The 23,604-nt window shown below is 73.3% G+C and carries 20 protein-coding genes; 9 read left to right on the forward strand and 11 right to left on the reverse strand.

Annotation, left to right across the window (positions count from 1 at the left end; translation table 11 throughout):
• Positions 1-356 precede the first annotated feature (356 nt).
• Positions 357-539, forward strand: coding sequence for a hypothetical protein (locus ACIHEJ_RS29650; protein ID WP_400140152.1), 183 nt, complete (start codon positions 357-359; stop codon positions 537-539).
• Between the two features lie 73 nt (positions 540-612).
• Positions 613-1,503: an SDR family oxidoreductase gene (locus tag ACIHEJ_RS29655; protein WP_400140154.1), complete on the forward strand. Its 891-nt coding sequence runs from the start codon at positions 613-615 to the stop codon at positions 1,501-1,503.
• A gap of 11 nt (positions 1,504-1,514) precedes the next feature.
• On the opposite strand, the gene ACIHEJ_RS29660 is transcribed toward ACIHEJ_RS29655, so the two are convergent.
• The 6 genes from ACIHEJ_RS29660 to ACIHEJ_RS29685 all read right to left on the reverse strand — a co-directional run bounded on the left by ACIHEJ_RS29660 (position 1,515) and on the right by ACIHEJ_RS29685 (position 9,921).
• The gene (locus ACIHEJ_RS29660; RefSeq protein ID WP_400140156.1) at positions 1,515-3,095 is read right to left on the reverse strand and encodes a N,N-dimethylformamidase beta subunit family domain-containing protein; all 1,581 of its coding nucleotides are present in this window, start codon (positions 3,093-3,095) and stop codon (positions 1,515-1,517) included.
• Between the two features lie 309 nt (positions 3,096-3,404).
• A complete protein-coding gene (locus tag ACIHEJ_RS29665) occupies positions 3,405-4,406 on the reverse strand; it encodes an aminoglycoside phosphotransferase family protein (protein WP_400140158.1) in 1,002 nt (333 codons plus the stop codon).
• 145 nt (positions 4,407-4,551) lie between these two features.
• A complete protein-coding gene (locus tag ACIHEJ_RS29670; protein WP_400140160.1) occupies positions 4,552-6,354 on the reverse strand; it encodes a phospholipase C in 1,803 nt (600 codons plus the stop codon).
• 219 nt (positions 6,355-6,573) lie between these two features.
• Positions 6,574-7,797 carry an iron uptake transporter deferrochelatase/peroxidase subunit gene (gene efeB / locus ACIHEJ_RS29675; RefSeq protein WP_400140161.1) on the reverse strand — a complete coding sequence of 408 codons (1,224 nt, stop codon included), beginning with the start codon at positions 7,795-7,797 and terminating at the stop codon, positions 6,574-6,576.
• A complete protein-coding gene (locus ACIHEJ_RS29680; protein WP_400140162.1) occupies positions 7,794-8,999 on the reverse strand; it encodes an EfeM/EfeO family lipoprotein in 1,206 nt (401 codons plus the stop codon). The genes efeB and ACIHEJ_RS29680 overlap by 4 nt, the downstream gene beginning before the upstream one ends.
• A gap of 148 nt (positions 9,000-9,147) precedes the next feature.
• Positions 9,148-9,921: a polysaccharide deacetylase family protein gene (locus ACIHEJ_RS29685; RefSeq protein ID WP_400140163.1), complete on the reverse strand. Its 774-nt coding sequence runs from the start codon at positions 9,919-9,921 to the stop codon at positions 9,148-9,150.
• A gap of 469 nt (positions 9,922-10,390) precedes the next feature.
• Between ACIHEJ_RS29685 and ACIHEJ_RS29690 the strand changes: the two genes are divergently transcribed.
• Complete coding sequence (locus ACIHEJ_RS29690) at positions 10,391-10,864, forward strand: hypothetical protein (protein ID WP_400140164.1); 474 nt, start codon at positions 10,391-10,393, stop codon at positions 10,862-10,864.
• Between the two features lie 177 nt (positions 10,865-11,041).
• Positions 11,042-11,665 (forward strand): DinB family protein, encoded by a 624-nt coding sequence (locus ACIHEJ_RS29695; protein ID WP_400140165.1) that lies wholly within the window; start codon positions 11,042-11,044, stop codon positions 11,663-11,665.
• A 100-nt stretch (positions 11,666-11,765) separates the two neighbouring features.
• Here ACIHEJ_RS29695 and ACIHEJ_RS29700 read toward each other — a convergent pair whose 3' ends face one another.
• Complete coding sequence (locus ACIHEJ_RS29700; RefSeq protein ID WP_400140166.1) at positions 11,766-12,365, reverse strand: TetR/AcrR family transcriptional regulator; 600 nt, start codon at positions 12,363-12,365, stop codon at positions 11,766-11,768.
• Between the two features lie 106 nt (positions 12,366-12,471).
• Here ACIHEJ_RS29700 and ACIHEJ_RS29705 point away from each other — a divergent pair, with 106 nt between their 5' ends.
• Positions 12,472-13,320: an alpha/beta fold hydrolase gene (locus ACIHEJ_RS29705; protein WP_400140167.1), complete on the forward strand. Its 849-nt coding sequence runs from the start codon at positions 12,472-12,474 to the stop codon at positions 13,318-13,320.
• Between the two features lie 53 nt (positions 13,321-13,373).
• Here ACIHEJ_RS29705 and ACIHEJ_RS29710 read toward each other — a convergent pair whose 3' ends face one another.
• Both ACIHEJ_RS29710 and ACIHEJ_RS29715 read right to left on the reverse strand, forming a co-directional pair.
• Positions 13,374-14,141 carry a GNAT family N-acetyltransferase gene (locus ACIHEJ_RS29710; RefSeq protein ID WP_400140168.1) on the reverse strand — a complete coding sequence of 256 codons (768 nt, stop codon included), beginning with the start codon at positions 14,139-14,141 and terminating at the stop codon, positions 13,374-13,376.
• 470 nt (positions 14,142-14,611) lie between these two features.
• Complete coding sequence (locus tag ACIHEJ_RS29715) at positions 14,612-15,403, reverse strand: SDR family NAD(P)-dependent oxidoreductase (protein ID WP_400140169.1); 792 nt, start codon at positions 15,401-15,403, stop codon at positions 14,612-14,614.
• 84 nt (positions 15,404-15,487) lie between these two features.
• Here ACIHEJ_RS29715 and ACIHEJ_RS29720 point away from each other — a divergent pair, with 84 nt between their 5' ends.
• Positions 15,488-16,099 carry a TetR/AcrR family transcriptional regulator gene (locus ACIHEJ_RS29720; RefSeq protein WP_400140170.1) on the forward strand — a complete coding sequence of 204 codons (612 nt, stop codon included), beginning with the start codon at positions 15,488-15,490 and terminating at the stop codon, positions 16,097-16,099.
• 10 nt (positions 16,100-16,109) lie between these two features.
• Here the strand turns inward: ACIHEJ_RS29720 and ACIHEJ_RS29725 are convergent, their stop codons facing one another.
• Complete coding sequence (locus ACIHEJ_RS29725) at positions 16,110-18,176, reverse strand: SpoIIE family protein phosphatase (protein WP_400140171.1); 2,067 nt, start codon at positions 18,174-18,176, stop codon at positions 16,110-16,112.
• 148 nt (positions 18,177-18,324) lie between these two features.
• Between ACIHEJ_RS29725 and ACIHEJ_RS29730 the strand changes: the two genes are divergently transcribed.
• Both ACIHEJ_RS29730 and ACIHEJ_RS29735 read left to right on the forward strand, forming a co-directional pair.
• Positions 18,325-20,796 (forward strand): SpoIIE family protein phosphatase, encoded by a 2,472-nt coding sequence (locus tag ACIHEJ_RS29730; protein WP_400140172.1) that lies wholly within the window; start codon positions 18,325-18,327, stop codon positions 20,794-20,796.
• Positions 20,797-20,877: 81 nt separating this feature from the next.
• Complete coding sequence (locus ACIHEJ_RS29735) at positions 20,878-21,693, forward strand: maleylpyruvate isomerase family mycothiol-dependent enzyme (protein WP_400140173.1); 816 nt, start codon at positions 20,878-20,880, stop codon at positions 21,691-21,693.
• A 12-nt stretch (positions 21,694-21,705) separates the two neighbouring features.
• On the opposite strand, the gene ACIHEJ_RS29740 is transcribed toward ACIHEJ_RS29735, so the two are convergent.
• On the reverse strand, positions 21,706-22,869 hold the full coding sequence (locus ACIHEJ_RS29740) for a PP2C family protein-serine/threonine phosphatase (RefSeq protein ID WP_400140174.1): 1,164 nt from the start codon (positions 22,867-22,869) through the stop codon (positions 21,706-21,708).
• A gap of 155 nt (positions 22,870-23,024) precedes the next feature.
• Between ACIHEJ_RS29740 and ACIHEJ_RS29745 the strand changes: the two genes are divergently transcribed.
• The gene (locus tag ACIHEJ_RS29745) at positions 23,025-23,588 is read left to right on the forward strand and encodes a hypothetical protein (protein ID WP_400140175.1); all 564 of its coding nucleotides are present in this window, start codon (positions 23,025-23,027) and stop codon (positions 23,586-23,588) included.
• The last annotated feature ends 16 nt before the right edge of the window (positions 23,589-23,604 follow it).

A 23,604-nucleotide genomic window follows, 5' to 3' on the forward strand; every position in this document is an offset into this window, starting at 1 on the left:
GCCCCCCCCCCTCCGCCCCCCCCCCCCCCCCCCCCCCCCCCCCGCCCCCCCCCCCCCCCCCCCCCCCCCCCCCCCCCCCACCACCGGTCGCCGGGCGGCCGGCGCGGGCGTCCTCGGCGGTTCAGCGGCCGAGGGTCGCCGCGCCGGCCTGGGCGTACTTCTCGTCCAGATCGCCGGACGGGGCGCCCCTTCACGAACCATGCCCGGGCGCTCCTCGGGGCGGGGGAGAACACCGCTCGGCGGCGGTCGCAGGCGTGAGTTTCCCAGTACCGCCAGTAACATGATCACCTTGTCTCTGGGTGTACCAGTCAGTCAACTTGGCGCGGTCTCAGGACGCGCCCTGCCCGGAGATGGCCATGTCTTCTGTCAACGATGCGCTGGAAAACGCGCGCCTCACCTACGAGCAGCACATGCGCACGTGCCGTCAGTGCCATGCCGACGCCGCGCCGTGTGCCGTCGCCAAACATCTCCTGCGGATCTACAACAACGCCCGCAGGGATCACCTGCGAGCGGGTGGCCGGCCCGGCCCGACGGCCTGACCCGGGCTTTTCGGCCGGCGTGGACCGGGAACCCGGTCGGCCGACCTGTCCGCCCGAGCTTCAGGAGGCCGCCGTGACGGATCAGCACGGTGACCGGCCGAACCCGGTCACACAGCACGCCCGACCCGACTTCCCCTCCCAGGACCAGCCGCATCCGGGCTGGACCGGCCCGATGGACCCGCCGCCCGACCACGGCGAGGAGAGCTACCGTGGCGCCGGCCGGCTGGACGGCCACAAGACCGTGATCACTGGAGGGGACTCCGGCATCGGACGGGCGGTGGCGCTCGCCTTCGCACGCGAGGGCGCAGATGTGCTCTTCACCCATCTCGAACAGGAGGAGGGCGAGGCCCGCGCGACGTCCCGGCTGGTGGAGGACGCGGGCCGCAAGGCGGTCGCCGTCTCCTGCGACATCCGCGAGGAGGCCGACTGCCGGTCGCTGATCGAGCGGGCGGTCGCCGAGTTCGGCCACATCGACGTCCTCGTGAACAACGCCGCCTACCAGATGTCCCAGCCCGACGGCATCGAGGCGATCAGCACCGAGCAGTTCGACCGGGTGATGCGGACGAACCTGTACGGCATGTTCTGGCTGACCAAGTTCGCCCTGCCGCACATCCCGGCCGGCGGCTGCGTCATCAACTCCACGTCCGTGCAGGCCTACAAGCCCAGCCCGCATCTGCTGGACTACGCGATGACCAAGGGCGCGATCGTCACCTTCACCCAGGGACTCGCGCAGATGGTCGCCGAGCGCGGCATCCGGGTCAACGCGGTCGCACCGGGCCCGGTGTGGACACCGCTCATCCCCTCGACCATGCCGGACACCGCGGAGTTCGGGAAACAGAGCCCGCTCGGCCGCCCGGCCCAGCCGGCCGAACTCGCGCCCGCCTACGTCTATCTGGCCTCGCCCGAGGCGAGTTTCGTCACCGCGGAGATCCTCAACGCGACCGGCGGCACACCGCTGCCCTGACGCACCCCGCCTCAGACCCCGTACACGTCCTGCGCATCGGGACGCGCCGGCGGGGCGTGCCGGGCGGCCGGGCCCTTCGCGAAGGTGCGCAGGAGGTTCTCCGTGGTCCGGGTGACGAAGGCGCGGGTGCGGGCGTCCATGCCGTGGTCGCCGCCGAGTTCGCCGGTCCCGGCCACGAGGGCCTCGACCCAGCGCATGGTGCCGGTCGCGAAGACGCCGGCCCCGCTGGGAGCCGTGCAGTACGCCGAGTCGCTGTGGCTCGGCCGGCCGCCGCACACCAGCGGGGAGTGCGCGGTGATCTCCAGCGGGCCCGGCGTCGGGGCGCCCGGGGTGACCCGGTCGTACTCGACGCCGACGAGATGGGCGAACGCGTCGCCGGGCCGGACGCCGGTGCCGTCGTACAGCCAGTGGTCGGCGGCCCGCACGCGGTAGGGCGCGTCGACCGGATAGCCCTCGTAGAGCACGCCCGTGAGGGAGGACTCCGGGTCGGGCGCGGGCGGCAGGCGGTAGTCGGTGGTGACCTGCGCCGGGTCGGATACGTACAGGGGGTCGGCGCGGCAGTCGCTCTTGTAGCACACCACCGTACGGTCGTCCGCCCGCTCACCGGCCTCCAGCCGGACGCGCCGGAAACAGGTGTTCGCGCCGAGGAAGGCGAGGTTGGTCCCGGCGTCCCGGGCGGCGGTGACGTGGGCCCGCTGCAGGGGTGTCCAGTACTCGTCGTGACCCAGACAGACCACGGCGTGCGCGCCGTGCAGCACCGACGGGTCCCGGTGGACGTCGACACCGGTGCTGTAGGCGAGGGGGATGCCCAGGCGTTCGGCCAGCACCACCAGCGCCCGCTCGTACACCAGGAACTTATCGGCGCCGCCCCCGTCGTAGGGCCGGTCGAAGCTCACCGCGAGCGACCGCGTGGCGTACGCGCCGGAGGTACCGGCGTAGAGGCTGCTGCCGCCCCAGCGGTTGTAGGCCTGCCAGGTGGCGGGGGCGTGCAGCAGGACCGTGCGGCCCGCGCCGTCGGCGGAGCGGACGATCAGCGGCACGTACCGCCGGTGGCCGGTGTCCGCCTCCAGCCGCAGCAGATAGGCGCCCTCCGGCCAGCCGGTGCTGTCCAGGGGCAGTGTGACCGGCCAGTCCGCGCGCACGGTGCGGGTGGCGGGCAGCACGTACGGGGCCCGCTGCACACGGCCGGGCAGGCGGCCCGACCTCCACACGAGGCGGGCCTGCCGGCCGCCGTACCAGCCGATCCGGAACGCGGAGACACGGAACGACGCGGCAACGGTCGACACGTGCAGACCGCACTGCTCGCCCGGGGCCACGCTCACCCGGTCCGTGTAGCCGGCCACCGCGTCCGGCGGGCAGGCCGAGCCCAGGCGCCAGTCGGCGGTGCCGGGGGCGTCCCGTTCCCCTTCCGGCCTGAGCCGCCCGTCGCGGGCGCCGGTGGGGCGGTGGCCTGCAGGCGCCCCCGTGCAGGCGGCGGCCGAGCCGAGACCCAGCCCGGCGCACAGCGCCAGGAACCGCCGACGGTCCGGTCCGGGCGGCTCCGGACGCACAGTGCCCTCGTCGCCCACCGGAACGCCGTCTGCCGGAACCACGCCACCTCCCGGAACCGCTCCCCGTGCCTGCCGCTCCAGCGTCCCGACGCGCCACCGCCCGGCGCAACCTCACCGCGGACATCCGTCACGCCGCTCGGGTGACGGCGGCGGGTGCGGAAGCGGATGTCCACGTGGTCGCGAGGCGTCGCGTCGCTGAGGAAACCGCCCGGTCCCGCCGACGCCGTCGCGGACCCCGCGCCCGCCGCTCCGGGCCGGTGACCGCCACGTGGCGCCGCGACGGCGAGCGCGGACGGCATGTCGGCCCGCCGGTCCGGCTGGACCGCGGACCGGTGGTGGGTGTCGTGGGGCTCAGATCGGTGGCGCGTCGAGGAGGTCCCGCAGCCAGTACGACGCCCGTACTCCGCCGGGGCTCGCACCGGCCGCGGTCGGGAACAGGCGGCCCCAGGCGCATGCGCGGCCCAGGGAGCTGAGCCGCCAGGCGAGACGCGCGGCACGCCGCAGCTGCGTCGCCGGCCGGCCGGTGTCCGTCCATGGCTCCAGGTAGGCGTCGCGCAGTCGGGGCAGCACCTCGGGCCCGTACCGGTCACGGGCCCGTTCGGCGGGCACCCGCAGGCTGCAGAACGGGTGGGAGACGGTCGCGTCGCCCCAGTCGAAGAAGGTGTACCGGCCCGGCGCCGGGTGGAACAGCTGACCGTCGTGCAGGTCCGCGTGGTCGAGGGTGTCCTCGATGCCGACGGCCGCGAGTTCGGCGCACCAGTCCCCGAGCCGGGGCCGCAGCGCGTGGAGCCGTCCACGATCGTCCGCGCCCAGCTCGCGGTCATCCGCGAGCAGCCGGTCGAACAGCTCGGGCAGAGCGAGGGTCCGTGCGGCGGGCACCCCCAGCCGTTCCACCTCGCGGGCGTGCGGGACCAGCGCCCGCTGCATGCTCGCGTACTGGCGGAGCAGCTCCTCCCAGGCCGGCGGACCGAGCGCCCCACGGGCGAGCACGTCCCGGAAGAGCGGGCCCCCGTCGGGCAGCAGCGACCACCCGCGGCCGGCGTCCAGGGCCAGCGGCTCCAGCACATGCCCGGGCACCCAGCGGGCCAGCGCGCCGGTCAGCGGGCCCTCGAACGCGCCGGCCGGCGGACTCGCCTTGAACCAGACGGGACCCTGCCCGTCGACGGCCACCCGCACCAGCACGGACCAGGGCCGCAGCCGCACCTCCAGGTCGCCGGGCGCACCCAGCCCCCGGGCGGCGAGCCGGTCCCTCACCCAGCCGAGGGCCGCGGCACGCCAGGCCCTCCGCTCCCACGGCGTCACCGCGTCCGGGTACCGGCCCCGGTCCACGACGATCGAACGCTCACCCTCCATCGCGCCATCCCATCAGCACGGCTGACGGTCGACCAGTGGTTTTCCCGGCGGTCGGCACACGCCCCGGCGGCCGGCACACGCCCCGGTGGGCGGCAGGCGAACGCGCCCCCGGTCACGGACCGGGGGCGCGCTCACTCTGCCGGGATCAGGCGTTCTGCCTGCGACGCAGCGTCAGGTACGTGCCCGTCGCACCGGCGGCCAGCAGGGCGCCCACACCGAGGCCGACCGGCAGGACCGGGAACCCGGAGGCGTCGGTCGTGGCGGCCGTGTTCTGCATCGCCGGGCCCGGAGTGATGCTCGTGGCCACGGCGGCGACGTGCCGGATCGGGCCGACGTGCTGCACCGAGCCGTCGGAGTTCAGCAGCACCTGCCTGTTGTTCGGGTGCCGGAAGTCGAACATGCCCCCGATCGAGCCGGCGGTGGCGTCGAAGGAGTGGTCACCGATGCGGCCGGTGTGCCAGTTGTCCTCGATGAAGCGAGTGATCGACGCCTGGTTCGTCAGCGTGTGGTCGACCTTGTTGACCTTGCTGTACGGCGAGATCACGAGCAGCGGCTGGCGGGTGCCGGGGCCGCAGCGGTCCGCGTAGCCGCCGGCCGCCCTCGGGCCCTTCTGGCAGGCGGGGCTGTCGGTCGCCTTGCCGTTGGAGCCGAGCGAGGTGTCCTTGGAGCCGTTCTTCGGGACGACGTAGGCGTGGTCGTACCAGCCGTCGGAGTCGTCGTAGGCCACGACGACGGCCGTGGACTTCCACTGCGGCGAGCTCTGGATCGCGTTGATCTGCTTGACCAGGAAGTGCTGCTCGTCGAGCGGGTCGGAGTAGCCGGCGTGGCCGTCCTGGTACTCGCCGGCCTTCACGAAGCTGACGGCCGGGAGCTTGCCCGCCTTCAGCGCGGCGGAGAAGTCGGTCAGGTCGTAGTTGTGGTTGGCCCGGCCGCCGTGGCCGATCTCCGAGACGCTCCTGGGCGCCAGGTGGTGCGGGTTGGCCGTCGACCTGTAGTACGCGAACGGGTTGTGGTGCGGGCTGTAGTCGGTCGCGGCGGCGCCGCCCACGTTGGTGTGGGTGGTGTCGCACTTGGCGTACGAGCCGGACGTGCCGTTCCACGCCGTCGACGGCCGGAAGCCGCCCTGGAACCAGCCCCAGGACACGTTCTTGGCGTTCAGCAGGTCACCGACGTTCCTGCCCTGCATGGCCGCCAGCGCGTTGCTGCTCGTGTGGTCCTTGTTCGAGCAGTCGTCGAAGGCCGGGTCGGGGTCGTTGATCATCGTGCCGACGCCCTTCGCGTCGGGCGACTTGACCGTGTAGGCGTCAGGGGTGGCCGTCTGCTTGCCGGTGGTCGGGTCCACCGAGATCACGCCGTGCGTCTGACCGGAGACCAGGTTGATCGCTCCGGGCGTGGACGGGCCGTACACCGAGCTGAAGGAACGGTCGCTCAGGGAGTAGTGCTGGGCGTAGTTCCACATCGCGGTGACGGTGTTGCCGTCGTAGTAGTCCATCACCAGGCCGGGCTCGCCGAACAGGCCGCCGCTGCACTTGTCGACCTCGGTGTTCTGGACGAACTGGTCGGCCTTGCCGCCGTTGTAGGCCAGCTGCTCCGGGCCGTACGAGTGGTTCTGGTCGCAGGTCATCGCCTGGGACGGGGACAGCCGCTTGGGCGCGTACTGGTTCGGGTTGTGCTTCAGCAGACCCGCGTGCGCGAGGGTGTCGATGTCCTTCGGGGTGTTCTTCGACGCCGTGAACTTCGTGCCGTCCGTGTTGGCGGCCTTCGGGTAGGTGGCGAAGTAGTGGTCGAAGGAGATGTTCTCGTCGAAGAGCACGACGACGTGCTTGATGGGCGTCGCGGTCGAGGAGTGTCCGCTCTGCGATGCGGAGGGTGCTGCCGCCCATCCGGGCGCGTTGCTGCCGAGCACCGTGAGCGCGGCGGCTCCCGCGAGCGCGCCGAGGCTCCGCATCGCTGCTCGTCTTCCTCTGCTGACCATGCTGGTTCACCCTCCGGGCGGGAACGTCTGTGCGTCGTACGAGCACGCATGCTGCGCCCGCTGTGGGACGCACCGGCGGAGCCATCATGACCCCTGGGTGAACACCGGGTCAGGGATGTTGGAGCCATTTTTGACACTCTGTTGACTCTGATGGGTCATCAGTTGTCCGGACAGGTCATGGTCGAGCAGGTTTCATCCGAGCAGGGCGCGGCCGTACCAGTCGTCGCTGTCCCGTACGCCGGGCAGCGCGAAGAAGTAGCCGCCGCCGAACGGGCTGATGTAGTCCGTCAGCGGCTCGCCGGCCAGCCGGTGCTGCACGGTCTCGAACTGCCGCTTAAGGTCCTGCTGGTAGGCGCAGAACAGCAGCCCCATGTCGAGGTTGCCGCCTGCGTCCATGCCCCGGTCGTAGTTGTAGGCGCGGCGCAGCAGGCGCTGGCCGGCGGTGCCGGGCGTGCGCGGGTTGGCGAGGCGGATGTGCGCGTCCAGCGGGATGACGTCACCCTTGGGATCGTCGGCGTACTTCGGCGTGTCGTGCTCGTGGTCGCCGTCCAGCGGCGCGCCGGTGAAGCGGGCCCGGCCGAACATGCGCTCCTGTTCGCTCAGAGAGACCCGGTCCCAGAACTCCACCAGCATGCGGATCAGCCGGACGACCTGGTAGCTGCCGCCGACCGCCCAGTCCGGCTCGCCGAGGTCCTTGCCGACCCACACCAGCCGGTCCATCTCGCGGACGCTGCCGGTGTCCGGGTTGGCGGTGCCGTCCTTGAAGCCCATCAGGTTGCGGGGGGTGCCCGACGGCCGGGGCGGGCTGGTGAAGCCGTCCAGCCGCCAGCGGATCTGCATCCCGCCGCGGGTGTGCCGGGCGATGTCACGCAGCGCGTGCAGGGTGGTGTCCGGGTCGTCGGCGTGCAGTTGCAGACTGAGGTCGCCGTGGCACCAGTCGGCCGACAGGTCGTCGTCGGGGAACGGGGGCATGGCGGTCAGCCGCCGGGGCCTGCGGGCGGCCAGCCCGAAGCGGTCGTCGAACAGCGAGGCACCGACACCGACGGTCACGGCCAGCCGGCCGGAGGGCAGCTGGTCGCCGAGGACGCCGGAGTCGGCCGGAGGGCCGGTGATGCCTGCCGGGGAGGGGGTGCCGCCGGAGGTGAGGAAGCGGGCCCGTTCGGTGAGTGTGCGCAGCAGGTCGGTCAGGTCGGCGCGGTTCCCGGCGGTCACGTCGAGGGAGGCGAACACGCAGGTCCGGCGCGGCGCGGCGATCGCGGAGGCCTGGTGGACACCGTGGAAGGGGGCGACGGCCTGCGCGGTGCCGTCCGGGGGGTTCGGGGCGGCGGCGCTCATGGCGAGCCCGGCCCCCGCCAGGGCGGCACCGCGCAGGAACCGGCGCCGGCCCGGTCCGTCCGCACGTTCGGCGTCGCTCACACGGTCCTCCGGGGGTCGCACAGGGTGGCCACCGACGCCAGCCGCTCCACCAGTTCGCCGAGGACCGCGTCGGTCTGCTCGCGCTGTGCGCGGCTCAGGCGGTCGAGCGGGGTCCAGCGGCCGTCGTGCCGGAATCCGTCGAGGGCGTGCCCCGCATGCTCCATGTCCTGGTCCAGGCCCGGGAGATCGGCGTACCGGGTGGTGAGCAGCGGGCGCAGCCGGGACAGCACCTCACGGGTGCCGTCGAGGTTGGCGCGGGCGGTGGCGAGGTTGCTGCCGCTGCCGTAGTCGGTGCGGCCGGTCAGCTCGAACTGCACGGTGTCCTCCAGGATCTCGTGCGCCCGCAGCCCCAGCTGGGCGGGGTCCATCCGGGCCTGCGACCAGCTGTCCCGCAGCCCGGTCACCGCCTTCACCAGCGCCGCCGCGGGGGCTCGCAGTCCGGCGGCCGGCTCGCCGTGCCACAGCCCGTACTCGACCCGGTGGAACCCGGCGAAGTCCTTGTCGTGCACCCCGCCCGGCAGCCCCGCGTCGGTGCCGTCGATCCGCGCGTCCGCGTCCCCGAACGCGTCGTACGCCGCGCCCAGCCGCTCGTACTCCAGATGGGCCGGCAGCCAGGCCGAGCGGGCCGCGGCGAGGTCACCGCGGTCGATGGCCCGCCGCATCCCCGTCGTCAGCCGGACGGTCTCGTCGAGACCGCCGCCGACCCACTTCTGGTAGGCGATCGCGGGCGGGATCAGGTCGTGCTGGTCGACCGGGGCCGCGCCCGGGCCGGGCCGCCCCGAGGTGATGCGCACCCGGGGCCCGGTGACGGCGTCGGCGTCGTCGGGCACGCACGTGAAGGCGTACGTGCCCTTGCCCAGGCGGACGGTCAACTGCCGTGTCGCACCGGGGCCGACGCCCTCCACCTCGCCGTACACCGTCCGGTCGCCCGGGTCCTCGAGGTAGACCTCGGTGGCGGTGTCGGAGGAGTTGTGCAGATCGAAGGTCTGCACCCCGGGCTCGGGCCGGTTCCAGCCGTGCCCGCAGCGGCTCGGCGCCACCTCGACCACGACGCGCCGGGGCGGGCCGCCGGCCCGGCCGTGGTGCGAGGTACCGGGGGAGAAGGCCGTCGCGGCGACCGCCAGGGCGGCGGCCAGAGCGACGAACACGGCCGGGGCCGTCCGGGGACGAGCGGCCCGCGTGCCGAGGCGGGGCAACGGCATGGCGAGCCTTTCCTGACGACGTACGCGGCGGCCCCATGGTAGGCACCGCCACGGAACCGAACAGTCGTCCCAAGGTCTCGATGACCAAGATTTCCCTCGGGGTTCACCGTCGTGTGGGCACAGACTGTCCCAAAACCTCCCAGGCTGTTCAGCGCACGGGGTAACCGAACGCGTAGCCCTGCTGCTTGAGCCACGGCAGCACGATGCGCAGCGCCGCCACGGTCTGGGAGCGGTCGCCGCCCGCGTCGTGGAAGAGGATCGTGGGGCCGTTGGCCAGCTCGCTCTTGACGGTGGAGACGATGGCGTTCGTGCCGGGGCGCTCGAAGTCCTTGGAGTCGACGTTCCAGCCCAGCGGACGCATCCCGTGCGAGGCCGCGAGCCGGCGGCTGTACGGGGTGAACGCGCCGCCCGGCGCCCGGTAGTACATCGGCCGTACACCACCGGACGCCTTGGTGATCTGCCGCTCGGCGTCCACGATCTGCTGCGCCTGGTAGGCCTCGGACTTGGTGTCCATGGCGGTGTCGTGCGACACCGTGTGGTCGCACAGCCGGTGCCCGGCCGCCACCACCTGCCGGACCAGGTCGGGGTGCGCCTGGGCCTGGGGGCCGACCATGCAGAAGGTCGCCTTCACGCCGTTCTCGCGCAGTACTTGGAGGACCTGCGGGGTCCACGTCGGGTCCGGGCCGTCGTCGATGGTGATGTTGACGGCGTGTGCGCCCGCGTCGGAGGAATGGGCGATGACGGCGGACACGGGCGCAGCCTTCGGCGCGGCGGGCCTGCCGGAGACTCCCGCACCGGCCGGCCCGCCGCCCGGCTGGCCTGCCTGCGCGGTCCACACCGAGGTGGCGGCGGCCACCGCCGTGACCCCGAGCGCCGCAGCCATCAACCGGCCGTACCATCCCCGCCCGCCATGCCGTGCCATGTCCGCCCCCGTTTCGTCCCGTGTCCCTGGGTCCTCCTGCACCTGTCAGGACGGACAAGGTTGATCAAGGGATCCGTCTGTTACCGATCACGGACAATTCCGGGGCGCTTCCGCGACAGTTCCGCCGGGCGCCGGAGCGGGACAGCGCTCGCCTCGGGGTACCCCGTGACGTGGCACGACCAGGACCGGACATCGGCTCGGGCACGAGGGATCACGAAGGACGGGGTGATCCGGATGCCTCCAGCAGCGCGGACGTACGACACGGCCACCGGGCCGCCGCGGCCCGAGCAGCTGACGAGGATCACGCTCAGACCGCTGGCCAGCAGCCTGCCGTTGGGCTTCTTCGCCTTCGGTATCGGCAGCATCCTGCTGGCGGCGGCGCAGCTGCACTGGGTGCCGCTGGAGCAGACCCGGCCGCTGATGGTGCTGGTGCTGGTGTTCGTGGTCCCCCCTTCAACTGCTCTCCGGGGTGTTCGCGTTCCTGTCCCGCGACGGCGGCGCTGCCTGCGGCCTGTCCGTGCTGGGCTGCACCTGGGCGGGTACGGCGCTGGTCACCCTGTCCGGCCCGGTGGGGCAGCGCAGTCCGGCGATGGCGGTGTTCCTGCTCGGCGTCGCCCCGCTGATGCTGCTCCTGTGCGCCGCCGCGCTCCCCGGGAAGCCGCTGTTCGGCGTCCTGCTGCTGATCGGTGCCGGGCGCTTCGTGCTGACCGGTGCGTACGAGGCGGGCGGCGCGGCGACCCTGCAGAGCGCGGCCGGGTGGGTCGGCGTGGCCCTGGCCGTATTCGCCCTGTACGGCGGCTTCGCCCTGCTGCTGGAGGACTCCCTGCAGCGCACCGTCCTGCCGCTGGGCCGCCGCGGCAGGGCCCGTACGTCCCTGCAGGGCGACCTCGGCCACCAACTGGAGCAGGCGGAACGGGAGGCCGGGGTGCGGCGGCAACTGTGAGCGGGGGTACGGTCGTTGGGGAGACCGACGAGATGATTCCCCATGTGGTCGGCGTCCGCGTTCCCGAGAGCTCGGAGAACGCGCGCGGGTTCGGGCACGGACGTGTCAGGGTGTCCTGGCCGCACAACGTTCTGCCGCCCGGGACTGATCGGGCGGCCGTCCGCTCAGGAGCCCTCGATGACGCCACCCGCCCGCCTCCGCCCGCTGCTGGACCAGTTCGACTTCGCCTGCGAGCGCCTCCTCGGGCGGCTGGCCGGGCCCGCCATGGACAGCGGTGACGGGACGGAGACCCGGGTCGAGCCCCTGAGCGACGAGGAGTACCTCTGGGAGCCCGTCCCCGGCTGCTGGTCGGTCAGGCGGCGGGTGGACGGGCCGGGACCGCGGGCGACGCACCTGGCCGGGGCCGGCGCGTGGGGCCGGGACGCCGCGCCGTACCCCCACCCCTGGCCGCCGCCCGTCACCACCCTCGCGTGGCGCCTGAGCCACCTCACCGAGATGCTGGCCCTGCGCGCCGACCACACCGCAGGCAGCCGCTCGGCGACCCGGGAGGACCACCCCGTCAGCGGGGACGCCGGCGGTGCGATCGCCGCCTTCGAGGCCGGTGCCGCCGCCTGGCGGAAGGCGCTGCTGAGCGCCGACGACGCCGCGCTGGACACGGTCGGGCACTGCACCTACCCGTACGGCAGCGACGCGGAGGAGCCCTTCGTCGACATCGTGTGGTGGGTCAACCAGGAAGTGCTGCACCACGGAGCCGAGATCGCCCTGCTCCGCGACCTGCACCGGGCGAGCCGCCGGTCCTGACGGCCGGGCCCGGGCCGCGCCGGGGTCGGTGCCGTCCGCACGATGGCGGTGGCCGGTTCACGCCCCGGCCAGTGCCGCCCGCACGATGGCGGTGGCCGGTTCACGCCCCGGCCAGTGCCGCCCGCACGATCGCCGCGGCCGCCGTGCCCGCCGCCCGCACAGGTTCGGCACTGCGCGCGGCCCGGCCCAGCATGAAGGCGCCCTCCAGCAGCGCGACGACCGAGCTCGCCGTCTCCCGGGCGGCGGACCCGGGAACACCGCCCTCGGCGTAGTAGGCGGCGAGGTGGTCGATCCAGCTGTCGAACACCTCGGAAGTGGCCTGCCGCAGTGTCTCGTCGGTGCTCGCGACCTCCATCGCGACCGTCGCGATCGGACACGGGTCGGCGAAGTCCACCTCGGCGAGGGTCCCCGCAGCGGCGGCGAAGGCGTCGGCGGTGGCCGCCACCCGGTCCTCGTACGGCGTCATGAGCGCGCTGATGAGCCCGAGGTAGACGGCGCCCGAGGTGCGGATCACCTCCTCGCCCAACTGGGCCTTCCCGCCGGGGAAGAAGTGGTAGATCGAGCCGAAGGGCGCGCCGGCGGCTTGGGCGATCTGCTTCATCCCGGTGCCGGTGTAGCCCGAGCGCCGGAACAGCTCGGTCCCGGCGTGCAGGATGCGCCGCCGGGTCTCATGGGTGCTGATCGCCTTGCCGTCGCTCATGGTGGCCTCCGGGGAGCCGCTGTTGCCGAGGGGCGGTCGACCCCTATTCTGTCACTAGAACGATCTATCAAGAGACGTCGGACAGCCGACGGGTCGGAGGCGGGGCATGCCGGAGATCGAGCTGAGCGCGGGAACCATCGACTACCAGGACACCGGAGGTGACGGCCCTGCCGTGGTCCTCGCCCATGGCCTCGGCTTCGACGAGTCGGTCTGGGCCGACGTCGTGGAAGCCCTGCGCCCCGACTTCCGCGTGCTGGTCCCCGTCCTGCCCCTCGGCAGCCACCGGCGCCCGATGCGGCCGGACGCGGACCTCTCCGCGCACGGCGTCGCCCGCCTGCTGGCGGAGTTCATGGACGGCCTGGACCTGCGTGACGTCACGCTCGTGCAGAACGACACCGGAACGGCGCAGCTCCTGGTCGGCGTCCGCGACGCCCGCATCGCCCGGCTCGTGCTGACCTCGTGCGAGGCGCTGGACAACTACCCGCCGGGTATCCAGGGCCGGACCCTGCACGCGGTGAGCAAGGTCCCCGGCGGTCTCTTCGTCCTCCTGCAGTCCTTCCGCTTCCCCTTCCTGGCCCGCATGCAGACCTCGCTCGGCGGCATGACGAGCACACGGCTGCCCAAAGAGCTGATCGCGCGCTGGTACGGGCCGCTGCTGACCAATCGTCACATCCGGCGCGACTTCGCCAAGTTCCTGCGTACGACCCGTAAGGACTGCTACCTGGAAGCGGCCCGGAACCTGCCGTCGTTCACCCGCCCGGCGCTGGTCGCCTGGGGCGCCGAGGACCGCATGATGCCGCCGGCGACAGGACGGCGCCTCGCCGAACTGCTGCCGAACGCCCGCCATGTGGAGATCCCCGGCGCCCGCACCCTGGTCCCGCTGGACAACCCGGCCGCCCTCACCGAGGAGATCCGCCGCTTCGTCAAGGACCACCCCCTGCCCGGGGAGGCCTGACCCCGCGTGCGGTCGGGGGCGGGACGGCCCCGGTCCCCGACCGCACCGAGGGGTCAGTCGTCGAGCGAGAGGTACAGGCGCGTGCCCCCGGGGCGGAAGCCGACCCTCTCGTACACGCGGCGGGAGCCCTCGCCGGAGTACTCCAGCCACACCGAACGCGCTCCGCGGCCGAACAGGGTTCCGGCCAGGGCCGAGGCGACGGCGGCGGCGATCCCGCGGCCCCGGTGGGCGGGGAGGGTGCCCACGCCCGCCAGTTCCGCGGTGCCCTCGGCGGGCGCCGAGCAGATCGCTCCGCCGGCGCAGCCGCCACCCGGAGCGCGGACGAACCGTACGGCACCGCCGCCCTCCTCGGTGCGCCGCAACCGTGCCGCGCCCTGCGGGGACGGGGCCCACTCGCCGCCGAACGCCTCGGACAGGGCCACGTCGATCGCCGTGTAGTCCTCGTCGGTGACCGGGGCCGCCACCTCGACCGGCCCCGCCGCGCCGGGACCGGAGCCGGGCAGGGTCAGCGTGGCCGGGGTGCAGACCAGGTATTCGTGCACCGCCTCGGTGCGGAAACCGGCCCGGCGCAGCGCGGGTTCCACGGCGGGGGCGGCGTCGGGGGCGAACTCGAGCCGGGGCTTGAGCCCGCGTTCACGGAACGCGGCGATCAGGTCGGCGACGTCCCGGTCGGTCGGTTCGGCTCCGGGCAGAGGGGTCGCGTAGTTGACGTAGGGGCTGGTCGTCGCGGGGTCGAACCCCAGGACGAAGCCGCCCGCCTCGCACGGCGCAGGGCGGCGCAGGAGATGGGCGACGGCAAAACTCTGGACATCGGTGTGCACGATGAGGACCTCACGGTGAAGGCGGCCGCGGGCGGCCGGTGGCCGGCCTGGCCGGGCATGCGGGAACGACCTCCGCGAGGGAGGTGGGCGGTGTGCGGGACACCGCGTCATCGGGCCGCCGTGAGGAGACGCGAGGGGCACCGCAGGCGCTGCGACGGGCAGGCGCCTCAGTGCCGACGGCGGCCGCTGGGGGACGCCGGAGCCATGGCCTTCAGTCCTTCATGACGAGTGATCGGATGCGCTGTCGAACCAGGGAGGATCTTGCCACAGCGCCCGTGGGAAGGGACAGCCGTTCGGAGGAATGCGCCGGTGGTGCGTCGAGGCGCGGGTGTCCGCTCCGGCGCCCGGGCGGAGGCCGGGTACTCCGGAGCACGTCGGGGGTGCAGGTGCGTCCCGCCGCCGAACAGCAGCGGCGGGACGCCCGGTTCCGGCGTGTCCTGCCGGGCGGTCCCGCGAGCCGGCGCCGACGCTCAGCGGCTCGGGCGCTGCGCGGCGACGATCGCCTTCATGGTCGAATCCGCCCCGGCGAGCCGCTGCACCCGCTCCGCGAACCCCGGGAACTGGGAGGCGATCTTGGTGAGGAGGCGCAGTTCGGGCGGCGCCACATTGATCTCGGCGACGTCGCGTTCGATCGCCCGCAGCACCCCTACGACGACCTTCTGCGGCGCGACGGTCCGCATGCCGCCGGGCGTCGCGGACCCCGTGTTCGCGAACATGCCCACCTCGCGTACGAAGCCCGGCTGGACGATCGAGACGCCGACGCCCGTGCCGTGCAGATCCTGGCGGAAGGCCAGCGAGAAGCCGCGCAGTCCGAACTTCGTCGCGTTGTACAGGGACGACGACTTGGTGGCCGCCATGCCGGACAGCGAACCGACGAAGCAGATGTGCCCGCGTCCGGCGGCCACCATGCCGGGAGCGAGCAGCCGCGCGAGCATCGCGGGCGCCCGCAGGTTCACCGCGAGGGCCCGGTCGATCTGTGCCGGCGTGTAGTCGAGCACGTCGCCGCTGGAGGGCAGGGCCGCGTTGGCGATGAGGACGTCGGCGTCCGCGGCCTCCTCGGCGAGCCGCGCCACGTCGTCCGGGTCGGCGAGATCGGCCAGGACCGTCCGGGCGCCGTACCGGTCGGCGAGGGGTTCCAGCGCCTCGGGGCGCCGGCCGGTGAGGACGAGACGGGCGCCCCGGGCGGACAGCCCGGCAGCGAGTGCGCCGCCGATGCCGCCGGTGACGCCGGTGAGCAGAACGGTTGCCCCGGCAATGTGCACGATCAACCTCCCCTTCCTGTTCGTTCGAACGAACAATAGGGAGGCCGGGCGGGCCTGTCCACCACGAGTGGAAGAATGCACCGCATGCCGCACGCCGACCGCTCCGTACCGATGCGCCGACGCATCATCACAGCCGTTCTGAAGATCATCGGCGAGGACGGGGTCGCGGCGGTCACCAACAGACGGATCGCCAAAGAGGCCGGCGTGTCGCTCGGGTCCGTCACCTACCACTTCGAGACCCAGCACGAACTGCTGCGGGAGACCCTGCTGCACTTCGTGCGCGAGGAGGCACGGCACTTCACCGAGCTGGCCGACCAGTGCCAGACCGAGGACATCGACATCGAGGACGCGGCGTCCCTGGCCGGCCAGGTCGCCTGCGGCTCGGCACTCGACACCGCCCATCTCGCGCCGTTCGAGCTGTACCTGCACGCGGGGCGGGACGAACGACTGCGCGAGGCGGCGGCGGAGGCGTTCTCGGCCTACGACCGGCTGGCCGCCCGGATCCTCACCGCTCTGGGCGTCCCGGACGCGCAACGCCTGGCGGCCACGACGGTCGCTCTCGTGATGGGCCTGCAACTGCGGCGCCTGGCCACAGGCAGCCGCGTGGACGACCTGGTCGACGCCCTTCTGCTGCTGGTACGGGGGGCGGCCGACCGGCCTCCCGCGGCTGCTTCCGGCGAGCCGTCGGCACCCTAGGGCCCTTCGCCTACAGCGCCCGGGCGACGAGCAGGGCCACGTCGTCGTGCTCGTCGGGGTGGCGCAGGCCGTGCAGGAGGAGGTCGCAGGTCTCCTCCAGCGGCCGCCCGGGCTCGTCGAGGAGGTTCAGCAGGGCGTTCAGGCGTTCGTCGATGGCATGCCGACGGGTCTCCACCAGGCCGTCCGTGTACAGGACCAGCAGGTCGTCGGGGCGCAGCTCGACCGTGGTGGTCTCGAACCGGATGCCGCCCACGCCCAGCGGAGCCCCGGCGGGCAGTTCCAGCAGCACCGGCGCGTCGCCGGGGCGGACCAGGGCGGGCGGCATGTGCCCGGCGTTGGCGATGCTGCACCGCCGGGTGTGCGGGTCGTACACCGCGTACACGCAGGTGACGATGTAGTGCTCCAGATCGCACGTGATCTTGTCCAGGTGCTGGAGCACCGCCCCGGGAACGAGGTCCAGATCGGCGTACGCACAGGTGGCCGTGCGCAGCCGGCCCATGGTGGCGGCGGCGTCGATGCCGTTGCCCATGACGTCGCCCACCACCAGAGCGGTCTTGTCGTCGGCCAGCTGGATGACGTCGTACCAGTCGCCGCCGACCTCGCTGGTGGCCTGCGCGGGCTGGTAGCGGGAGGCCAGGTCCAGACCCGTGTGATGCGCCGCGTGCTCGGGCAGCAGGCTGCGCTGCAGGGTGAGGGCGGTGTTGCGGACGCTCTGGAACCAGCGGGCGTTGTCGATGGCCACGGCGGCACGGCCGGCGAGCTCACCGGCCAGGACGACGTCGTCCTGGTCGAACGGTGCCGGATTGTCGGTGCGCTTGAGGTCGAGGGCGCCCAGGACCTCGCCGTGGGCGATCAGCGGCACCGCCAGATAGGAGTGCACGCCGGCCTGGGCCAGCAGCGCGCCGGCCTCGGCGTCCCGGGCGATGCGCGGCAGATCGTGCGCCCCGACATGGGGCACCAGGACCGGCCGGCCGGTGTGCACGCACAGGGTGACCAGGCGGTCGCCGTCGTAGGTCGCGAGGTCGCCGGGAGGGTCGGCGGCGCGCAGCGCGTCCGTGGGGTGGCCCGCCTTCAGCGCGAGCGCCCGGAAGAGCTCGGGACCGTTGTCGGGTCTGCGCATACGACGGCAGGACAGGGCGGAGTCCAGGACGTCCACAGCGACCACGTCGGCCAGCGCCGGGACGGCGATCTCGGCCAGTTCACGGGCGGTCTCCTCCACGTCCAGGGTGGTGCCCACCCGCACGGAGGCGTCGGCGATGAGCGCCAGGCGCCGCCGCGCCCGGTCGGCCTCGCCGGCCGCGCGGTGCCGCTCGGTGACGTCGACGACCGAGGCCGCCGCGCCCAGGATCCGCCCGCCGGGATCCTCCAGGCGGTAGAAGGACAGCGACCAGGCGTGCTCCTGGTCGGGATCGGCCGGGGGATGGCCGACGTGGTACTGGTCCAGCAGGGGGGTGCCGGTGGTGAGCACCTGACGCAGCGCGGACTCGACGGTGTCGACGTCCGGAAAGGGCAGGGTCTCCCGCAGATGGCGGCCGATGTGGTCCTCGGCGCGGATCCCGTCGATCCGCTCCAGCGCCGGGTTGACCAGCAGGTACCGAAGATCGGGGTCCAGGAGGGCCAGACCGATGGGCGACTGGTTGATGAGCTGCTCGCACAGGGCCAGGTCGGTCTCCACACGCTGCAGCAGGGTGTGGTCGGCCGCGATGCCCAGGGCGTAGACGTCCCCCAGGTCGTCCAGCAGCCGCATGGTGCGGAACTCCGTCAGCCGGCTGCCGCCGTCCTTGTGCCGGACCGGAAACGCGCCGGCCCAGCCCCGGCCGGTCTCCAGCACGTCCGTGAACAGGCGTATGACGGCCTGCAGATGCTCCGGGGCGACGAGCAGGCGCCCCGCGTGCTTGCCCAGGGCCTCCTTGGCCGAGTAGCCGAAGAGGTCCTCCGCCTGCGGGGTCCAGAAGACGATGCGGCCCTGGGGGTCCAGGGCCACCGCGGCCACGCTGAGCACGTCCAGCAGCCCGGTCGGCCGCGCCGGTGCGGGCCGGCGCTCCTCATGGCCGGCTTCGAAGGAGTCGACTGCCATCCCGGAATCACCTCCACCGGCCGGGACGACCCGCCTGCACGCCGACGACCGGTCCTTCCATGCTGCCTTCCGGGCTGCGCGGGCCCCAACCGCACGCGACTCTCATCGCGCGGACAAACAGGGTCATAGTGGTGTAAGGGTGGAACTGATGGAATCCTCGCGCAAGGGCACCGCCGCATCCACGTCCGCGGAACCGGGTGATTTCCTCGACGCGTCCACCGACGCGGCCGCGGTGATGTCGAACGACGGCGTCGTGGTCGGCTGGACCCGCGGCGCCGAGGCACTGCTCGGCCATCCGGCCGACGAGGTCGTCGGCCGCTCCGTCGCCCGCCTGCTGGCCGTGCCCGAGGACCCCGTCCGTCTCGCCGCCATCGCCGAACGGTGCCGCGCCGGCAACGGCTGGAGCGGACAGATCGCCGTACGGCACCACGACGGCCGCCGCCTCGACCTCGAGCTGCGGGTCTCGGCGTCCTTCCGGATGGCCGGGGAGGACTGCTTCCTCGTCTCGGCACGCCCCGAGCTCCGGCCGTGGACGATGGGCCAGTCCGTCCTCGCCGGATTCCTGACCCGCTCCCCGGTCGGCATGGCCGTCATGGACCCCCAGCTGCGCTACCTCTGGCTGAACGAGACCCTGGAACACTTCGGCGGGGTGCCCCGCGAGCAGCGGATCGGACGGCGCCTGAGCGAGCTGCTGCCCGGCCTGCAGGCGGAGGCCCTCGAGGGGCTGATGCGCAAGGTGCTCGCGACGGGACTGCCGGTCACCGGCTACGAGTACGTCGGCTGGAGCTGGGCCGACCCGCACCGCCAGCACGCCTACTCGACCTCGTTCTTCCCCCTCGTCGACGCCGACGGCACCACCACCGGCGTCTGCTACATGGTCCAGGACGTCACCGAGCGGTGGAACGCCCGGCAGCTGCTGGCGCTCGTCAACGAGGCGGGCACCAGCATCGGCACCACACTCGACGTGATGCGGACGGCGCAGGAGCTCGCCGACTTCGCCGTCCCCCGCTTCGCCGACTACGTCACCGTCGACCTGCTGGAACCGGTGCTCAGCAGCGAGGGCCACGGGGCGTGGCTGACCGACGCCGGCCCGGCACCCGCCGGCCCCGAGCTGCGCCGCGCCGCCATGCGCTCGGTGCGCGAGGGCTGCCCCGAGGCCGTCTCCCGGGTCGGTGACAGGGTCGGAGTCCTGCGGCCGCCCCACGACGTGAACCTGCTCGTCAACGGCGAGCCGCTGCTCATCCCGGCCCTCGACCCCGCCGAGGACCCGTGGGTCGCCCAGGAGCCCTCGAGGGCCGACCGGATCCGCGAGTTCGGCCTGCACTCGCTCATCGCCGCCCCGATGCGGGCCCGGAACACCGCCCTCGGCGTCACCACGTTCGCCCGGTCGGTCAACCCGGTCCCCTTCGGGCCCGACGACGTCCTGCTGGCCGGGGAACTGATGGCCCGCGCGGCGGTCTGCGTCGACAACGCCCGCCGCTACACGCGGGAGCACACGGCGGCGGTCACCCTCCAGCGCAGCCTGCTGCCGCCCCCGTTCGCCGCCGGGACCGCGCTGGAGGTGGCCTCCTCGTACCTGCCGGCGGACGCGACGGACGGCGTCGGAGGCGACTGGTTCGATGTCATCCCCCTGTCCGGGGCTCGGGTCGGTCTCGTCGTCGGTGACGTGGTGGGCCACGGCATCGGCGCGGCGGCGAGCATGGGCCGTCTGCGCACCGCCGTACAGACCCTCGCCGACATGGAGCTGCCCCCCGACGAGCTGCTCGCCCACCTCGACGACCTCGTGCTGCGGCTCAGCGACGAGGAGGCCGCCGCCGGCACGACCGCCCACGGCACCGACACCTTCGTCGGCGCCAGCTGCCTCTACGCGGTCTACGACCCGGTCAGCAGGCGCTGCGCGATGGCCCGGGCCGGACATCCGCCCCCCGTCGTCGTCACCCCGGACGGGCACGTCTACTTCCCGGAGATCCCCGCCGGACCCCCGCTCGGGCTGGGCGGCATGGCCTTCGAGGCCACCGAGATCGAACTGGCCGAGCGCAGCCTCTTCGGGCTCTACACCGACGGCCTCCTCGGAGGCTGCGACCAGGACGTGGAGCGGGGCATGAGCCGGCTCCGCGAGGCTCTCACCCGTACCGGGCAGGACCTGGTGGCACAGTGCACCTCCGTCGTCCAGCAGCTCGTGCCGGTGCCGCGACGCGACGACATCGCCCTCCTGCTGACCCGCACCCACGCTCTGGGAGCCGACCGCGTCGTCGCCTGGGACGTACCCGCCGACCCGGCGGCCGTCGGCATGCTGCGCGCCCGGGCCACCCGCCAGGTGCAGCAGTGGGGTCTCGGCGAACTGGCCATGACGACCGAACTCATCGTGAGCGAACTCGTCACCAACGCCATCCGCTACGGCGCCTCGCCCCTGCGGCTCCGGCTCCTCCGCGACGTCCGCCTGACCTGCGAGGTGTCCGACTCCAGCAGCACGGCCCCCCGGCTCAGGCACGCCCGGAGCACGGACGAAGGGGGCCGGGGCCTCTTCCTGGTCGCCCAGCTCGCCCACCGCTGGGGCGTCCGGCACACCGGCGAGGGGAAGATCATCTGGGCCGAACAGGAGATTCCCGGCGGCTCCTGAGCGGATTTGCCTTCGAGCGGACTCCAACAGCCACACTGGGCGCGACGCGATCCGTACCCAGGACAGAAACGGCGGCAGTTGATGACGACGACCAGCAAGGCGGGGCACCCTCTGCCGTACGACACCTACCGTGAGGCCGTCGAGCGCGAGACCCTGCGCTTCGTCGAGGCGGTCCGGGGCGCCGACCCCACGACCGCCGTCCCCTCCTGCCCCGACTGGACGCTGGCCGACCTCACCCGGCACGTGGGCTCGCTGCAGCGCTGGTTCTGCACGCTGCTGACCCGGCTGGTGCAGGAGCCTCCCCGCAGCCGCGACGTGGAGCTGGAACTGCCGGACGACGTGCGGGAGTACGCCGACTGGGTGGCGGCCGGGGTACCCGCGGTGGCGGCCGTACTGCGGGACACCGATCCCGGGGCGGCGATGTGGGCCTGGGGCGAGGACCAGCACGCGCGGTTCTGGGCCCGCCGGATGCTCTTCGAGACGCTGGTGCACCGGGTGGACGCGGAGCGCGCCGTCGGCCTCGACACGGACCTCGACCCCGCGCTGGCGGCGGACGGCGTGGACGAGTTCCTCGTCAACCTGCCCTTCGCGGGCCTGTTCGCCCCCGGCGTCACGAAGCTGCGCGGCGACGGTGAGACCCTCGCCTTCCGGTGCACGGACCCCGACGGCACGGCCGGCGCGGAATGGCGGGTCCGGCTCGACCCGGACGGCTTCCGCCCGCTGCCGCGGGCGGGCGGGACGGGCGAGGAGCCCGGCACGGACACCGCGGCCGTACGCGGGCCGGCGGCGGATCTGCTGCTGCTCCTGTACGGCCGGCGGTCGTACCGGGAGGCGCCCTTCGAGGTCTCGGGACCGGCCCCGCTCCTCGACCGGTGGTTCGCCCTCACGGCGTTCTGACCCGCCGGCCCTTCATCCGGCCGGCGCCGAGGCGGCAGCCTCCTCGGGCAGCAGACGGACGGCCAGCGCGGCGGTGTCGTCCTGCAGGCGGTTGCCGCTGTATTCCAGCAGATCCTGGTGCAGCCGTTCCAGCAGCTCGCGGGGTGGCAGTGAGCCCCAGGACCGCAGGCGCTGGAGCAGCGGGTAGAAGGTTCCGGCCGCGTCCCGCGTCTCCGTGACGCCGTCCGTGTACAGCAGCAGCTGGTCGCCGGGCCGGAACGGGTAGACGTCGACGCGGTAGGGATCCCCGACCAGCATGCCGAGGTTCAGCGGCGGAGCCGACCGCCCGCTGTCCAGCTCGCGCACCTCGCCGGCCCGCAGGGAGAGCGGGGGAGGGTGGCCGCAGTTCACGACGCGGACGACGTGGCCCTCGGCGGGGATCTCGGCGAAGAGCGCGGTGACGAACCGTTCGGCCGTCTCGTGCCCGCCGAGCTGGTTCGCCCTGCGGCTCATGCTCGTCTCCACCCGGTCGGCCAGAGCGGGCAGATCGGGTTCGTCGTGCGCCGCCTCGCGGAACGCGCCGAGGAGGGCGGCGGCGGTCTCGACCGCCAGCAGTCCCTTGCCGCGCACGTCACCGATGAGCAGACGCACCCCGTACGCGGTGGGGACGGCCTCGTAGAGGTCGCCGCCGATCCGTGCCTCGGCGGCGGCGGACAGGTACAGGCTCTCCATGAGCAGGTTGCCGATCCGGTGCGGTACGGGACGCAGCAGCACCCGCTGCGCGATCTCGGCCACGAACCGTACGTCGGCGAGCGTGCGTTCCCGCCGGATCCGGTGGGCCGCCAGGAGTGTGCCGAGGACGCCTACGAGTGCGGTGCACACGTACGAGGCGACGTAGTGCCGGTCCCACAGGTAGCCGACGGACCGCCCCGCGCAGCACGGGGTACCGGCCAGTACCCCTTCCAGGACGATGGCGAACACGGTGGCGGCGCCGACGACGACGGGCCCGTGCGCGAAGGCGGTGACCAGCGGCACGGCGATCAGCACGAAGCTGACCGGCCAGTCCACGGGGGTGGCGGGCTCCACCAGCAGCACGGCCACGACGTACAGGACCGGAAGCAGGCGCAGCCACGCCGGAGGCGCCGGCAACCCGGCCCGCGTGGCGGTGCCGCCCTGCGGCCTATGTGGTCTCAGCACAGGGACTCCCGTCGTGCTCCGCTGATTGCTCCACTCAACGGCATGTTCCGACAGCCCGCACGGACAGACACGGAGGACATGGGGGACACGGAGGGAGGTTCCTCCGGGGCACGCCGGTCTGGTAGGCATGGGGGGTGCGATTCGAGAGTGTTCCCATGCCGCCGGGGGTCGAGGCGCGGCCACGGGACGTACGGGGGTATCCGGTTCCGGCGATCACTCCGTGGGAGGAGGACGAGCCGCAGTTCGCGCTGACCGACTACGAGCGCAGCGCCGCGTGCGCGCGCGAGCGACTGTGCTCGGTGTGCAACCGGGGCATGCCGCGGGGGCCGGTGTGGCGCGTGGTGGGGGCCGCGGAGAGCGCGGCGATCGGCGAGGCGCTCGCCGCCGGGCGGCCGTACCGCAATCTCGCGCCGACCCTCGAGGGCCCGGGCCACCGCGCGTGCATGCTGTACGCCGCGATGGTGTGCCCGTATCTGGCCCGGCCCAACGCGCGGCGCGGGATGTCGGCGACCGAACCGGACGAGATGACCTCACACGTGGTGCGCGGCGCCGTCCGGGGCGCGACGGGCGCGGTGGTGGGCTTCGGGGAGTACGAGTACGCCGTCACGAGCAGCCAGGTGCTGTTCCGGTTCCTCGATGTCGTCGAGTTCCTGCCGCACGACTCGGCCGACGCGCACCTGGACGCACTGCGGGCCGAGCTCGCCCGGGCGGCGGAGTGACTCCGCGCCTCGGACG

This window comes from Streptomyces sp. NPDC052301 (genome assembly GCF_044593395.1).
In the GTDB taxonomy this organism is placed as follows: domain Bacteria; phylum Actinomycetota; class Actinomycetes; order Streptomycetales; family Streptomycetaceae; genus Streptomyces.

Coding starts and splice junctions, on each gene's coding strand:
- ACIHEJ_RS29670 (WP_400140160.1), bottom strand. CDS start 6,354: ATGCGGAGCCTCGGCGCGCTCGCGGGAGCCGCCGCGCTCACGGTGCTC.
- ACIHEJ_RS29665 (WP_400140158.1), bottom strand. CDS start 4,406: ATGGAGGGTGAGCGTTCGATCGTCGTGGACCGGGGCCGGTACCCGGAC.
- ACIHEJ_RS29695 (WP_400140165.1), top strand. CDS start 11,042: ATGACGCCACCCGCCCGCCTCCGCCCGCTGCTGGACCAGTTCGACTTC.
- ACIHEJ_RS29725 (WP_400140171.1), bottom strand. CDS start 18,176: ATGGCAGTCGACTCCTTCGAAGCCGGCCATGAGGAGCGCCGGCCCGCA.
- ACIHEJ_RS29650 (WP_400140152.1), top strand. CDS start 357: ATGTCTTCTGTCAACGATGCGCTGGAAAACGCGCGCCTCACCTACGAG.
- ACIHEJ_RS29685 (WP_400140163.1), bottom strand. CDS start 9,921: ATGGCACGGCATGGCGGGCGGGGATGGTACGGCCGGTTGATGGCTGCG.
- ACIHEJ_RS29705 (WP_400140167.1), top strand. CDS start 12,472: ATGCCGGAGATCGAGCTGAGCGCGGGAACCATCGACTACCAGGACACC.
- ACIHEJ_RS29680 (WP_400140162.1), bottom strand. CDS start 8,999: ATGCCGTTGCCCCGCCTCGGCACGCGGGCCGCTCGTCCCCGGACGGCC.
- ACIHEJ_RS29730 (WP_400140172.1), top strand. CDS start 18,325: ATGGAATCCTCGCGCAAGGGCACCGCCGCATCCACGTCCGCGGAACCG.
- ACIHEJ_RS29720 (WP_400140170.1), top strand. CDS start 15,488: ATGCCGCACGCCGACCGCTCCGTACCGATGCGCCGACGCATCATCACA.
- ACIHEJ_RS29700 (WP_400140166.1), bottom strand. CDS start 12,365: ATGAGCGACGGCAAGGCGATCAGCACCCATGAGACCCGGCGGCGCATC.
- ACIHEJ_RS29735 (WP_400140173.1), top strand. CDS start 20,878: ATGACGACGACCAGCAAGGCGGGGCACCCTCTGCCGTACGACACCTAC.
- ACIHEJ_RS29745 (WP_400140175.1), top strand. CDS start 23,025: ATGCCGCCGGGGGTCGAGGCGCGGCCACGGGACGTACGGGGGTATCCG.